Below are 13517 nucleotides of genomic sequence, written 5' to 3'. Positions count from 1 at the left end.
GCTTCATATCGTGCAGTATATGCGCAACGATTCGCTACGTCAGTATGTGTGAATTCGAACACTAGGGGGATTCTGACTAAGAAAATAGTATGAAATTTTCATAAAAGATTTAGTAAAACGTTTGTTTTAATTATGATTTGATTTAAACACTCAAGATCGCAGTTTTGTTGACCTAAATGCCGGATTGTTCGGTAATAATCTGATTAAATACAACAGGTTCAGCAGGTAGGCTTATTTGAGTGTCGGGTATACATTGAAACTATAGGTTTTTGTACTTCTTATAAAAGGCTGTTGGATTATTATACCCGCCGTTACATGGGTTGAGTGCAATGATCTTTGTTTTTATGTATGTTACAAAAATAAAACAAAATTTCAGAGAAAGAACAGTGTTCTGTTTCAGTTTTGTGGGCTTAAGTTTAATCAGTTGTAATGCTCAAGTTTTGAGCGTTGAAGAGGCTTTCCCGCTGTCAGTTAGCGGAGCTTACATCCAATGAATGATGCTGTTTCTGTTCTGGGATCGGATCAGCCGTCCACGGTCTTTAGTGGTAATATTCTGATCAGCGAATGCGGCTGGGATAAGATTTTTTCTGAACTGGAAGTTTTATTACGCCAGCTGGGTTTTCATTACTTTACTTATTCTTCTGTTCCGCGCGATCTGGCGTCTAAGGATTCTCTTTTTTCTGTATCTAAACGTAGCTATGGCGTCGATACTCAGGGCTCTTTGCCCGAGCATATAGTGTCTCGTTATTATCGGGAAGTGGCTACGTTAGATCCGCTCTGGTCAGTATTGCCGACCAGTGCAGAGGTGCTGGTGACTGATGTACGCGCAGGGAGCTCCACGCCATTGGTGGAAAGCTTCTGGGAGCAATACAATGTTGCATCGCGCGCTTATATACCGGTCGGTAAGCATGCAGATAAACCCTGGTTTAACTATTTTGGTTTGTATCACGGGAAGTCATCAGCGGAGTTTACTGAGCTGTATAAAGACATTTCTGGTTCACTCCTGCCGTTGCTTGAGCGCTGCCATAAATTGTTGGCACTGGATGGCTCAAAAGAAACCAATCCTTATGTCAGGCATGCGGTATTCTCTGTAACCTGTACCAATATCTTGCGTATGACAGCGGAAGGTATGTCGGTAAAAATGATTGCGGATCATTTAGGGCTGACAGAAGAAGGTGTGACTTATCACATCACGCGTGCAAAAAAAGTACTTAACGCACGGAACAAAACCCAGCTTATCGCGCGTTTGTATCAATCCGGCATTCTTTAAACCAAGCAGCGTCATAGGTGTTGAGTTCCGTCACTCAATTATCTAGGGCGCTGTATCGGCGGGATGCTCGTGAACATCGTTTGTGCTGTCGCGAATGTCACTGGCGCAGTCGTCTCTAGTAAAATCCCCTCCGCTTATTACTTCCCACATATCATTCGATTTATGTAGAAACGCAAAGCAGCAAGAGCATTTGTAAAGCTCGCTGTTGTTCAGCTCACTGATTTTTTTTAACGAAGGGTGAGGCTTATTCAGCATCACCAGGTTAAAACAAAGCACACATGCATTCTCCATGGTGTTCGCTCCTGAAATATGGGGTTAATGCCCTCCTTGATGTCGAGCTGTATGCAGCCGGTTGGTCCGCTGTCTTATTGTTTTCTGTATTCCTAAAAAATAGCATAGGTACGATCGAATAAATCTAGGAATAATTCCTAATTTCTATCCTGCAGGTGAGATTATTCGCGTTGCTATCACGGGTGCAGAAGAGGACTTTAGGTATGCTTGTTAGTATAAGGGTAGTCCCGTATATTGTGTTTTCGGCAGTGATAACAACAATAACCTGACGTGGAGATAGAAATGAGCAGCGAGATCTTACTGCGGGAAGATTCCAGCGGAATATGTTACCTGACACTTAACCGTCTGGATGCCTACAACGCACTCTCAATGGAGATGATGCAATCGCTATCGGCTGAACTGGACAAGATTGCAGAAGATATCTCAGTGCGAGTGGTGGTGGTCCGTGGTGGCGGTAAAGGTTTTTGCGCGGGGCACGACTTGAAGCAGATGCTGGGCGAAGGGCATGAAGCGTATTATCAGGCCACGTTTGATACCTGTTCGGCGTTAATGCAGCGTATTGTAAATCTGCCCGTTCCGGTTATTGCTCAGGTCCATGGCGTAGCGACGGCGGCAGGTTGTCAACTGGTTGCCAGTTGTGATCTGGCGGTATCAGCTGACAATGCATGCTTCGCGACCCCCGGTGTGAATATTGGGTTGTTCTGCTCGACGCCGATGGTTGCGTTAACCCGGGCGGTCGCGCCGAAACATGCCATGGAACTGTTGTTGCTGGGTGATCTGATCAGTGCAGATAGAGCTGCAGAAATGGGCTTGGTGAATTGGGTGGTGGCTGTTGATGAGCTGGAAGACTATGTGGCTGCGGTTGCCGGTAAGATCGCCAGCAAATCACGTAAGACTCTGTCCATTGGAAAGCAGGCATTTTATAAACAAAGCGAACAGACGCTGGCCGAGGCGTATTCCAGCTGTGCACGGGTGATGACGGACAACATGTTAACGGATGATGCACAGGAAGGGATCGATGCTTTTATTACGAAGCGGAAACCTAACTGGAGTCATCGCTGATCCTGATGGATCTATATTAGTTTTGCCTTATATGTAAAAATGTCCGGCAGTAAAGTCGTCGTTTCTTTTTCTGCCGGAATTATCTGATGTCTCATCAATCGTTGGATGCGTTGCCTGAAGTGGCTGCAATTTTAGAGGCTCTGACAGAGCCCGCTGCAATACTGTCCCTCGACTATCAGATCCTCGCCACCAATACGGCTTATCAGAATCATTTCCCTTTCGATGACCCGATAACCGGGCGTCATTGCTACGAAGTTTCACACGGCTACGACTTACCCTGTGATCAGGAGGGCGAGTCCTGCCCACTGAAATGCTGTGTCGAAACCGGTTCACGTCAGCGTATGTTACATATCCATAACACACCGCATGGGCAAGAACATGTGGATGTAGAGTTGGCGCCGGTTCACCGAGCGGATGGGGAGCTGTTTGGATTTCTGGAAATCATGCATCTCGTACGCGTGGCACGTCCAACAGCCGAAGGAGATGGTATGGTGGGACGTTCTGAGGCATTCAAGCAGATGTTATCTATGCTGCAACGGGCCGCTCCCAGCGAGATTGGAGTGCTTCTGCTGGGTGAATCGGGTACAGGTAAAGAGCTTGTAGCAAGAGCCATCCACGACCAGAGTCGACGCGCCTCTGAGCCCTTTGTCACCGTAGAGTGTTCGGGATTGAGTGAAAGCTTATTCGAGAGTGAGCTGTTCGGACATGAGCGTGGTTCCTTTACTGGCGCCGTTAACCGTAAGCAAGGTTTGGTCTCTGCTGCACGCGGTGGAACGCTCTTTCTTGATGAAATTGGCGATGTGCCTCTGTCGCTTCAGGTGAAATTGCTGCGTTTGATCGAAACTGGCACCTATCGAACGGTGGGTGGCGTAGAGCTGCAGCACGCAGATTTTCGTCTGGTCTGTGCAACGCACCGGTATCTGGAGGACATGGTTGAAGCAGGTGCCTTTAGGCGAGATCTGTTTTATCGCATCAGCGCGTTCCCCATTGAGTTACCGAACTTATCTGATCGCGCTGGGGATATCGAGCTGTTAGTTGACGTGCTTCTTAGGCGGATTCCGGGTGGCGATGCGATTAACATCAGCCCTCAGGCAATCTCTGCACTAGAGCGCTACCCGTTTCCAGGTAACATTCGGGAGCTGAGAAACCTGCTCGAGAGAGCGGTATTGTTGAGCGATAACGGGATCATTGATCTGCCACAGTTGCCCGCCGCGATATCCCGATCACAGCTCATTATCAGTGATCACAACGAAGGGCAGATAAAATCGCTTGAGCAGGTAGAACACGATTACCTGACGCGCTTAAAGGCGCAGTTTGCCGGGGATAATAAAGCACTTGCAGACGCGTTGGGCATCAGTGAACGTACCCTCTATCGAAAACTTAAGCCCTCATGATCTACGCCTGACCGGGCAACCCCATTCTTTTTCCTCTTCACATTTAACAAGTATCAGTTGTTCTCAACCATTGGTCTCATGTGCGGGGAGGATCCCCAAAAAAGCATGCACAAACGCTAATTTAGCTGTTACTATTTAATTGTTGTAATAAGGTTATTCCATTGCGATATAAAAGTCCGTGATTTACTGAACAATATGACCTGATGGTTTGCAAAAGATCTTGGCTATACGATAGTCGAATTTTTGCATATGTCGTATTGGTATAACGTTATTCCATAAATATTATAATAACATGCGTTTGCTCGGTACTAAGCGTTCGGAGGCTTAAATGTCCAATATAATAAAAGGACCCAGCACGCGAGAATTGATGGCTCAGATGGCTGCGGAAGCAGATCAGCTGTCTATCAGGGATCGCCGTGATTTCCTGCGTAAAGGGATAGCTGCTGTTGGGGGAATGGCAGCGACCACTATGGCTGGTGGTGCAATTGCGAAAGAAGTGAATACCGCAAACTTGCCACCAAATGAACCTGCGTGGGGGAAACAGCTGGGGCATGGGGTTGTAGAAAACCCATACGGTCACCCATCTGAGTACGAAAAACACGTGGTACGTCGTACAGTACCATGGCTGACTGCAGATTCTATTGCGTCTATCTCGATGACGCCGCTGCAGGATCTCAAGGGGATTATCACTCCGAACGGTCTGGTGTTTGAACGTTATCACGGTGGTGTGCCGCAAATACCAATGGAAGAGCACCGTCTGATTATCCACGGTCTGGTAGAACGCCCGATTATCTTCACCATGGAAGATCTGATGCGTTTCCCGTCTGTTTCTCAGATTAAGTTTATTGAGTGTCCGGCAAACGGTGGTATGGAGTGGAAAGGCGCGCAGATGGAAGCGCTGCAGTTTACCCACGGCATGCTCAGCTGCTGTGAGTGGACCGGTGTCCCACTCAAAGTTCTGCTGGAAGAAGCCGGTGTTAAACCTGAAGGTAAATGGATTCTGGCGGAAGGTGCTGATGGTTCTCACATGAGCCGTTCTATCCCTCTGGAAAAAGCACTGGAAGATACACTGGTTGTTTATGCTCAGAACGGTGAGCGCCTGCGTCCCGAGCAGGGTTATCCACTGCGCTTGCTGAATCCAGGTTGGGAAGGTAATACCTCTATCAAGTGGTTGCGTCGTCTGGAAGTGGGTGACAAGCCATGGTATCACCGCGAAGAAACGTCTAAGTATACCGATCTGATGCCTGACGGCCGTGCGCGCAAGTTTACGTTCGTACAGGAAACCAATTCGGTTATCACCAGCCCATGTCCTGAAAACCCAATTGCCAAAAGCGGCTTCCTGGAGATTGAAGGTATTGCATGGTCAGGCCGTGGCCGGATCAAGCGGGTCGATATCTCTTTTGATGGCGGCGTGAGCTGGGTGCCAGCAAATCTGAAAGGTCTGGTGTTGGACAAGGCATTAACTCGTTTCAGTCTGGTCACTAAGTGGGACGGACAGCCATGGTTGCTGCAGTCCCGTGCGATCGATGAAACCGGTTATGTTCAGCCAACGCTGAAGCAGCTGCGTGATGTACGTGGCGGCAATTCTATCTACCACAAAAACTCAATTCATACCTGGAAGGTTGCACCGAACGGAGGTATCACCAATGTTCAGATCACTTAAGAAAAGCTTAATTGCGACGACTCTGGGTGCTGCATTGGCGATGACCGGTACGGCGGTACAGGCTGAAAAGTTGGGTATCGGTGCAACTGCATCAGCTGAAGAGATTGCGGGCTGGGATATTGATATCCGTCCCGACGGTAAAGGCTTGCCTAAAGGGCAGGGCAGTGTGGAAGAAGGTGAAGCACTGTATGAGCAGTTCTGTGCCACCTGTCACGGCCTGTTTGGTGAAGGCGAAGGTCGTTGGCCGGTACTGGCAGGCGGTCGGGATACCCTGACTGAGGAGCGTCCGACAAAAACTGTAGGTTCCTACTGGCCGTATGCATCCACCCTGTACGACTACATTCGTCGCGCAATGCCGTTCACCGCGCCGCGTTCTTTATCTGATGAGCAGGTGTATCACATTACCGCCTATGTGCTGTATCTGAACGAAATAGTCGAAGAAGACTTCGTGTTGGATCAAAACTCTCTGGCAACGATCAAAATGCCGAATCAAGATGGATTCTTTGTTGATCCCCGTCCGGATGTTCAGAACACCCGTTGTATGAAGAACTGTGCGGATCCTAAACAGCTAAATATTGCAGGCACGTTGCGTGGGATCACGCCGGTTGGTCACTTTGTTGAAGGTGCAGATGCACCTGCTGCGTCCCATGAAGCACAGATGGAGCAGGAATCCCAGAAAGAGAAAGTGCGTAAGGCAAATCTGCGTGGGGAGGAGGTATCTGCGGGTGGTCATGGCGCAGCTGCAGCTTTATCCGACAAAGCAGTGGCCGGCAAACCAACGTATGAAGGTGCGTGCAAAGTTTGTCATGGGTCTGGCTTAACCGGTTCTCCTAAGATAGGTGATTCCGATGCGTGGCAGCCACGTATCAAGCAAGGTATGGCTACGATGGTGAGCCATGCGATTAAAGGGTTCAGCGGTGAAACTGGCGTGATGCCTCCGAAAGGCGGACGTGTAGACCTTAGTGATAAACAGGTTGAAGAAGCCGTGGCTTACATGGTTGAATCTAGCCAGTAAGTAATAAACTAATAAGGCCCTGTTATATGGGCCTTTCTCATAAAAATAATAAATCTGTCAGAAAGACAGTTCCGGAGGAGTAACAATGCGTAAGCTGACCACCTCTATTTGTGCGGCGGGTCTGTTGGCAATGGTAACGGCAGCTCCTGCTGTTGCTGGGGCCAAAGAAGATCAGTTGGCGCTCGGTAAGGCAGTGTATCTCAATAAATCGCGGGGGAACTGCGTTTCCTGTCACGCCATCAGTGATCCTGATGCGACCCAGGCGGGTAACCAGGGACCGCCCATTCTTAGCATGAAGATGCGATTCCCGGATAAACGCAAATTGCGTGCGCAGATTTGGGATGCAACCAAAAATAATCCTCTGACAATCATGCCGCCTTTGGGCAAGCACTGGATTCTGTCTGAGGAAGAGATCGACGCAGTTGTTGAATACGTTTACCAGTTCTGACGCCCGCTCACTGGGTGATAAAGAGAGAGGAATTTTAGAATGAGTATGAATCGTCGTACGGTCGTTAAAGCGATTGCGGCTGGTGGTGCTTTGATTGGTGCAGGCGTAATGATGCCGCGTGCAGCGATGGCAGCATGGGCTGAGTCTGCATTTAAAGCGGACAAACAAGATGCAGCAATGAATGCGTTGCTGGGTTCTACTGACACTGCTGAGAGCGCAGAAGTTACCCTGAAAGCACCTGATATTGCAGAAAACGGCGCGGTTGTCCCAGTGACTGTTCGCACTAAGATGGCAAATGTTGAAAGCATCAGCATCTTCGTCGAAAACAACCCGAACCCTCTGGTTGCTGAATTCAAGATCCCTGCCGGTACCGAAGCTGATGTTTCTACCCGTCTGCGTATGGGTAAAACCTCCAAGGTAACCGCAGTTGTTAAGGCTGACGGTAAGCTGTACAGCGCTGCCAAAGAGGTCAAAGTTACCATCGGTGGTTGTGGCGGTTAATCGGACATAGGGGATAAGAAGATGGCTAAGAAGATTCTGAAAGTTAAAGCAAAAGCGTCCGGTGGCAAGACCAAAGTAAAAATGATGGCTAAGCACATCATGGAAAGTGGTCAGCGCAAAGACAAGAAAACCGGTCAGCTGATTCCTGCGAAGTTTCTGCAGGAGCTGAAGGTAGAGCACGGCGGCAAAATCGTATTCGAAGCGAGCCTGGGTACAGCTGTTTCTAAAAACCCATACATCGCGTTCAACTTCGCGGGCGGCGCTAAAGGCGATGAGCTGGTAATGACCTGGAAAGAGAATACCGGCGCGTCTGCTACTGAGACAGTGAAAGTTAAGTAATTCCGGTCTAATGACCGGATTCACCGTTCCGGTTATAGCTGTGGGGTGTGACTAATGAAAATAATAAAAAAACTGGCGCTTGGGTTAGGTGTCGCTGCGGCGGCTCAGATGACACAGGCTGCCGACTCAGGTTTCGACCTGGCGACTGTTAATCCTGAAGCAGACCGCATTGCGCTGCAGAACTATTTTGAATCCCGTTTTCCGCAGTCAGAGATCTCTGACTATGTAAATGGTATTTACGCTGTGGACGCATCGTCCCGTGAACAGTGGGAAGAGCTTGAAGAGTTTCCTCCTTACGAGTTCGCAGTTGAAGAGGGTGAAACCCTGTTCAATACACCCTTTGCCAACGGCAAAGGTTATGCCGATTGCTTCGAAAATGGCGGTGTAGGTATTCGTCAGAATTATCCATACTGGAATAAAGAAGCAGGCACCGTTAAAACTCTGGAGATGGAGATTAACGAGTGTCGCGAAGCTAATGGCGAAAAACCGCTGAAATGGGCGAAAGGTGATATCGCTAAGATCTCTGCTTACATGGCATGGACCTCTCGTGATAAGCCGATCAACATTGAAATCCCATCCGATGACTCTCGTGCCAAAGCGGCGTATCTGGACGGTAAAAAGTTCTTCTACGCCAAACGCGGCCAGCTGAACCTGTCTTGTGCGAATTGCCATGTACAAGGTGCGAATATCCGTATCCGTGCTGATTTGCCGAGCCCGCAGTTGGGGCACACGTCTCACTTCCCAGTGTTCCGTTCAAAATGGGGCGAACTGGGTACGTTGCATCGCCGTTACAAGGGCTGTCACAAAGACTCCCGTTCTAAGCCGCTCAGCCATCAGGTTGAGGTTTATCGTAATCTGGAATTCTTCCAGTCTTACATGAACAACGGTCTGGTCGTTAACGGTCCTGGTGCACGTAAATAAGGAGGGTATGCAAAATGAAGAAAATTATTACCATTGCTGCCGCTCTGGCGTTGGCTCCCACATTTGCTTCAGCGGAAAGCTTTCAGGAAGCATTTGAATCTAATCGTGCAATGTACGGTAAAAATCACACCTTTGAATGGAACGGTAAGAACTTTTCTACCAACCATGAAGAGGAAGTTGAGGCCGCAGTTGCAGCGACAAAAGAGAATGCGCTGGATCTGATCGCAAAAGCGAAAGCCAAAAACAAAGAAGCTGCAAAACTGGGCTTTGAGTGGAAGTTGACGGGCGGCATCTTGAAGGATGCACAAAAGGCCGCAGATGCGGGCGAATACCGTAAAGCGCTGGATCTGGCTGCTCAGGCCAAATACCACTCTCGTATGGGTATTCAGCAGCACGCATACGCGCAGAGCAACTGGCACCTGTCAGTACCTCAGTAAAACTCTGCCTACCTAAAAAATGCCTGTAGCATCGCCTGCTACGGGCATTTTTCCTTTTTTGGTTGCTCTAAGAGGGTGATTACCTATGTCTATGACACGCCGTGAGTTTGCCCAGCTATTGGGCTTGGCGGGGGCAGCGGGACTGCTGCCAGCAACGGGCTTTGCAGCAAAGAAACAGACTGCTGACATTTACGAAGTACCTAATTTTGGTAATGTGCGTTTGCTGCATATTACAGACTGCCATGCGCAGCTGAATCCCGTGTATTTTCGGGAACCCAGTGTCAATCTGGGGATTGGTTCTGCTTATGGTCAGGCGCCACACTTAGTGGGTGACAAGTTATTAAACCACTTTGGATTGACGGCCAACTCTCTTGAAGCGCATGCGTTTACCTATCTGAAGTTTAATGAAGCCGCTCAGAAGTACGGTAAAGTGGGCGGTTTTGCTCATATCAAAACGCTGGTGAATCGCCTGCGTGAAGGATATGGCAGTGAAAATACCTTACTACTGGACGGTGGTGATACGTGGCAGGGATCGGGAACCTCCTATAAAACTCGCGGCATGGACATGGTAAAAGCGACCAACGAGTTGGGGGTGGATATTATGACCGGCCACTGGGAGTTTACCTATCATCAGGAAGAGATCCTGAAAAACATCAAAGCGTTTAATGGTGAGTTCCTGGCCCATAACGTGATGATTACCGAAGATGCGCTATTCGACGGGGCTGATGAATACATCTTCGACGAAGACAGTGGTCGGGTCTTCAAGCCTTACACCATGCGGGAAATGGGTGGTGCTCGTATTGCGATTGTCGGTCAGGCGTTCCCAAGAACCAAAATTGCGAACCCGGCGCGCTTTATACCGGATTGGTCCTTCGACATTTTTGACCGTGAACTGCAGGAACTGGTAGACCAGATACGTGCAGAAGAAAAGCCGGATGCAGTGATCGTTATTTCCCATAACGGTATGGATGTGGATCTCGCCATGGCGTCCCGCGTCAACGGGATAGATGTGATTCTGGGCGGCCATACACATGATGGTGTGCCACAGCCAACCATCGTGAAGAACGATGGCGGTCAGACACTGGTATGTAACGTTGGCTCCAACGGTAAATTCGTTGGCGTGATGGATCTGGATGTACGGGGTGGCAAGGTACACGGCTATAAATATAGCCTAATGCCTGTTTTCTCTGAGTTGCTGCCAGCAGATCCGGCGATGACTCAGTTGATTACGGATATACGTGCGCCATACAGTGATTGGTTGAACGAAGAGTTGGCTATCGCGGATGAAGTGATGTTCCGTCGTGGTAATTTCAACGGCAGTTTTGACCAGGTTATCTGTGACGCCTTGCGTAATCAGCTTGATGCGCAAGTATCACTGTCGCCGGGCTTCCGTTGGGGAACAACCGTGCTGGAAGGGCAGGTTGTGAAGATGGAGCATGTGCTGGATCAGACGTGTCTGACGTATCCGGAAACCTATGTGCGTCCGATGAAAGGCTCTGAATTGAAGCTGATTCTGGAAGATGTGGCGGATAATATCTTCAATCCTGAACCGTACCTGCAATCCGGTGGAGACATGGTGCGCGTTGGCGGCTTTGATTACGTCTGTGATCCGAGCAAGTCCGTCGGTTCTCGTATCAGTGAGATGACGCTGGATAATGGAGAGAAGATCGACATGAACAAGGACTACAAAGTAGCCGGCTGGGCGACGGTAGGTGCGCGTTCTGAAGGTCCGGATATCTGGGATGTAGTTGCGAATGATCTGCGGGATAAGAAGGTAGCGCGCGTGGACAAGCTGAATACACCGCTGCTGAAGAATGTTACGGGTAACCCAGGTATTGCAGGGTATCCACGAACGTAACCAATTCCGCTGGGATGGTGTTGTAAAAGGGGCTTATATAGCCCCTTTTTTTGTTTACAATAGGCTCCGATCATTCAGCGTGCGGAGACCGGTGTGAAGTTACAGCGAACGATACCTATTTTATTTTCGTGCCTGCTATTTGGCTGCAATGCAGCGAACGTTCAGCCTGAAGAAACGCCTTCTGCTGAGACACCGGTCGTGGCAAGGCCTGCTGCGGAGACGGATAACAAAAACGATGTAGCTTCTGCCGTTGAGCAGATGACCAATCGATTAACGGCGGTACAGGAGCAGGTACTGAACGTGCGCTCTCAAAGTGCCCGCCAGCTGGAACAGCTACAGAGCCTGCAAGTTCAGTTGCACGCGTTATCTCAGGATATGAAACGTGGACGTAATTCACCCGGGCACGCTGACCAGGGAGGGGAGCCGTCAGCCGATGAGTTCGCCTTGCTATTGGATCAGATGGCACAAACGGCGAATGAGATCAGTCTGCAAATGCAGGATGGGAGTTACCGGTTTGTGTCCTGTTACACCGTATCCGGGCAATGGATTTTGATACGTTACGATCGATATAGCGGCGAGAGCTGGCTGGCAGACGGCGGCGTATGGATGGCGTTGGATGACGGTGTTGATGTAGCCGGTTCTATCTATGAAGTGAGCGTTGAACGCGCGGACAAAGATGCCAAGGGTTTTGTGGCTGCACGACTTGATCGGCAGTCAGGAAGCGTATGGTGGTTAAAACAGAACAAGTGGCAATTACTGGAACAATGAGCGAACCAAGCTGTACTCAACTGATTAACCTGTTCAACTCTCTTTTTCGTGACACCCACAACACCGTGCTGGTGAAAGGGGATGACGAACCTATTTATCTGCCTGCGGATGAGAATAATCCCCACCACCGGGTTGTTTTTGCCCACGGTTTCTTTGCCAGCGCGCTGCACGAAATCGCCCATTGGTGTGTCGCCGGAGAAGAGCGACGTAAGCTGGAAGACTTCGGTTATTGGTACAAACCGGATGGCCGCACCGCGGATGAACAGGCGTTGTTTGAGAAGGTAGAGGTGGCACCGCAGGCGCTTGAGTGGATCATGGCGCAGGCCTGTGGTCTGAAGTTTAACTTCTCCGCAGATAACCTCAGTGGTGGCATTGGTGCCAGTGAATCATTCCGACAAAGTGTGCATGATCGTGTGCACCACCTGTTGGAAAACGGTCTGCCTGACCGGCACAGTCAGCTGGTTGAAGCGATGCTGGTGGCGTTTAAGCAACCGCCACTGCAACCGGCTCAGTTCAGCCTAGAAGGGCGTTAATGCGCGATCACTTCGTCCCATACGCTCGATATCCAGATGACAATGGATGTCTTGAGCATTGGGGTGAAGCTGACTATCACTATTACCTCTATACACGGCGGGAGGGCGAGGATACCTCCTGCTACCTCTATGCATGGGAACTTCAACTGCAGCGAGCCTATGTACTGGGTGTATTTGATACCCGGTCACAGGCGCTGTGGTTTGTGGAGCTGCACCGCAGTAACCCGCTTAAAGTACCTGCCCTGATTACGCCGCTGGAGCAGCCTGTGTTTGTTTCAGGTGTATGGCATCAGCCTTATGAAGGTGTTTACCGGGTGGGGTACAAATCGTATCGGGTAACGCGATTAGAGGAGGGGGCAGGACTTAACGCTGTGGACTTTATCGATCGCTATAAAGTGCAGCATCTGGGAATTTTCCCAGAAAAAGAGAGCTGCCTAGAGGTCTACAGCCACTTCGATACCCGATTACGTGGCTGTAGTATGTGCTGAAAAACTCAGCCGTTATTGAGGATTTTACGCAGGCCAGAGGTTACATCAGCTGGCGTGCTGCTATGCATCAGTGTGGAGACCAGCTTGCCCTGCTTGTCGATTAGGTAGAGGCGTGAGGAGTGATCCACCGCATAACCGGCTGCGGAACCAGTATCCTCACCGATGCGATAGAACCCACCGTAACGTTTTACCACCCGATCGATCTCGGCCCGGTCAGCAGTAGCACCGACAATATTGGGATGGAAAAAAGCCGCGTACTGTTTGAGCGTATCCAGCGAATCACGGGCCGGATCAACACTCATAAACACACCGCGTACCTGTGCCTGCTCTTCCGGGCTCAGTCCATGAATCCCCTGAGACAGCACAGCCAATCCCGTTGGACATACATCCGGGCAGCTGGTGTACCCCAGATACAGTACCACGGCATTGCCGGCCAGATCAGACAGCTTCAGTGGACCTTCACTGGTTTGCAGATTGAACTCCCCACCCAGTGATTCACCTAATGCGATGCGCTCATCGACGGGCTGCG

At 49.8% G+C, this 13517-nt stretch carries 15 protein-coding genes; 14 read left to right on the top strand and 1 reads right to left on the bottom strand.

Features of this window, described 5'->3' with window-relative positions; genetic code table 11:
- Positions 1-490 precede the first annotated feature (490 nt).
- The 14 genes from ABYW01_RS04710 to ABYW01_RS04645 all read left to right on the top strand — a co-directional run bounded on the left by ABYW01_RS04710 (position 491) and on the right by ABYW01_RS04645 (position 12988).
- A complete protein-coding gene (locus tag ABYW01_RS04710) occupies positions 491-1270 on the top strand; it encodes a helix-turn-helix transcriptional regulator (protein WP_372831360.1) in 780 nt (259 codons plus the stop codon).
- Positions 1271-1843: 573 nt separating this feature from the next.
- Entirely contained in the window at positions 1844-2623 is a 780-nt protein-coding gene (locus ABYW01_RS04705) for an enoyl-CoA hydratase (protein ID WP_372831359.1), read from the top strand.
- Between the two features lie 86 nt (positions 2624-2709).
- On the top strand, positions 2710-4017 hold the full coding sequence (locus tag ABYW01_RS04700) for a sigma-54 interaction domain-containing protein (RefSeq protein WP_372831358.1): 1308 nt from the start codon (positions 2710-2712) through the stop codon (positions 4015-4017).
- A gap of 328 nt (positions 4018-4345) precedes the next feature.
- Complete coding sequence (gene soxC, locus ABYW01_RS04695) at positions 4346-5680, top strand: sulfite dehydrogenase (protein WP_372831357.1); 1335 nt, start codon at positions 4346-4348, stop codon at positions 5678-5680.
- Positions 5664-6695, top strand: a complete 1032-nt coding sequence (locus ABYW01_RS04690) for a c-type cytochrome (RefSeq protein ID WP_372831356.1) — start codon at positions 5664-5666, stop codon at positions 6693-6695. The genes soxC and ABYW01_RS04690 overlap by 17 nt, the downstream gene beginning before the upstream one ends.
- A gap of 85 nt (positions 6696-6780) precedes the next feature.
- A complete protein-coding gene (gene soxX, locus ABYW01_RS04685) occupies positions 6781-7143 on the top strand; it encodes a sulfur oxidation c-type cytochrome SoxX (protein ID WP_193953544.1) in 363 nt (120 codons plus the stop codon).
- Positions 7144-7182: 39 nt separating this feature from the next.
- Positions 7183-7644 (top strand): thiosulfate oxidation carrier protein SoxY, encoded by a 462-nt coding sequence (gene soxY, locus ABYW01_RS04680; protein WP_193953542.1) that lies wholly within the window; start codon positions 7183-7185, stop codon positions 7642-7644.
- Between the two features lie 21 nt (positions 7645-7665).
- On the top strand, positions 7666-7983 hold the full coding sequence (soxZ, locus tag ABYW01_RS04675; protein WP_372831355.1) for a thiosulfate oxidation carrier complex protein SoxZ: 318 nt from the start codon (positions 7666-7668) through the stop codon (positions 7981-7983).
- Positions 7984-8037: 54 nt separating this feature from the next.
- The gene (gene soxA / locus ABYW01_RS04670) at positions 8038-8904 is read left to right on the top strand and encodes a sulfur oxidation c-type cytochrome SoxA (protein WP_372831354.1); all 867 of its coding nucleotides are present in this window, start codon (positions 8038-8040) and stop codon (positions 8902-8904) included.
- A gap of 14 nt (positions 8905-8918) precedes the next feature.
- Complete coding sequence (locus tag ABYW01_RS04665) at positions 8919-9341, top strand: hypothetical protein (RefSeq protein ID WP_372831353.1); 423 nt, start codon at positions 8919-8921, stop codon at positions 9339-9341.
- An 85-nt stretch (positions 9342-9426) separates the two neighbouring features.
- Positions 9427-11199, top strand: coding sequence for a thiosulfohydrolase SoxB (gene soxB, locus ABYW01_RS04660; RefSeq protein WP_372831352.1), 1773 nt, complete (start codon positions 9427-9429; stop codon positions 11197-11199).
- 93 nt (positions 11200-11292) lie between these two features.
- Positions 11293-11967: a hypothetical protein gene (locus ABYW01_RS04655; RefSeq protein ID WP_372831351.1), complete on the top strand. Its 675-nt coding sequence runs from the start codon at positions 11293-11295 to the stop codon at positions 11965-11967.
- Positions 11964-12500: an elongation factor P hydroxylase gene (locus ABYW01_RS04650; RefSeq protein ID WP_372831350.1), complete on the top strand. Its 537-nt coding sequence runs from the start codon at positions 11964-11966 to the stop codon at positions 12498-12500. Before ABYW01_RS04655 ends, ABYW01_RS04650 begins: the two co-directional genes overlap by 4 nt.
- Complete coding sequence (locus ABYW01_RS04645; RefSeq protein WP_372831349.1) at positions 12500-12988, top strand: hypothetical protein; 489 nt, start codon at positions 12500-12502, stop codon at positions 12986-12988. The genes ABYW01_RS04650 and ABYW01_RS04645 overlap by 1 nt, the downstream gene beginning before the upstream one ends.
- A gap of 5 nt (positions 12989-12993) precedes the next feature.
- Here ABYW01_RS04645 and ABYW01_RS04640 read toward each other — a convergent pair.
- A partial coding sequence (locus tag ABYW01_RS04640; RefSeq protein WP_372831348.1) for an SCO family protein occupies positions 12994-13517 on the bottom strand: 524 nt, incomplete at its 5' end.

The sequence above is a fragment of the Pontibacterium sp. genome (assembly GCF_041587635.1).
In the GTDB taxonomy this organism is placed as follows: Bacteria; Pseudomonadota; Gammaproteobacteria; order Pseudomonadales; family Balneatricaceae; genus Pontibacterium.
Note: the sequence above shows the minus strand (reverse complement) of the source record. Positions and strands in the feature narration are given on the sequence as shown.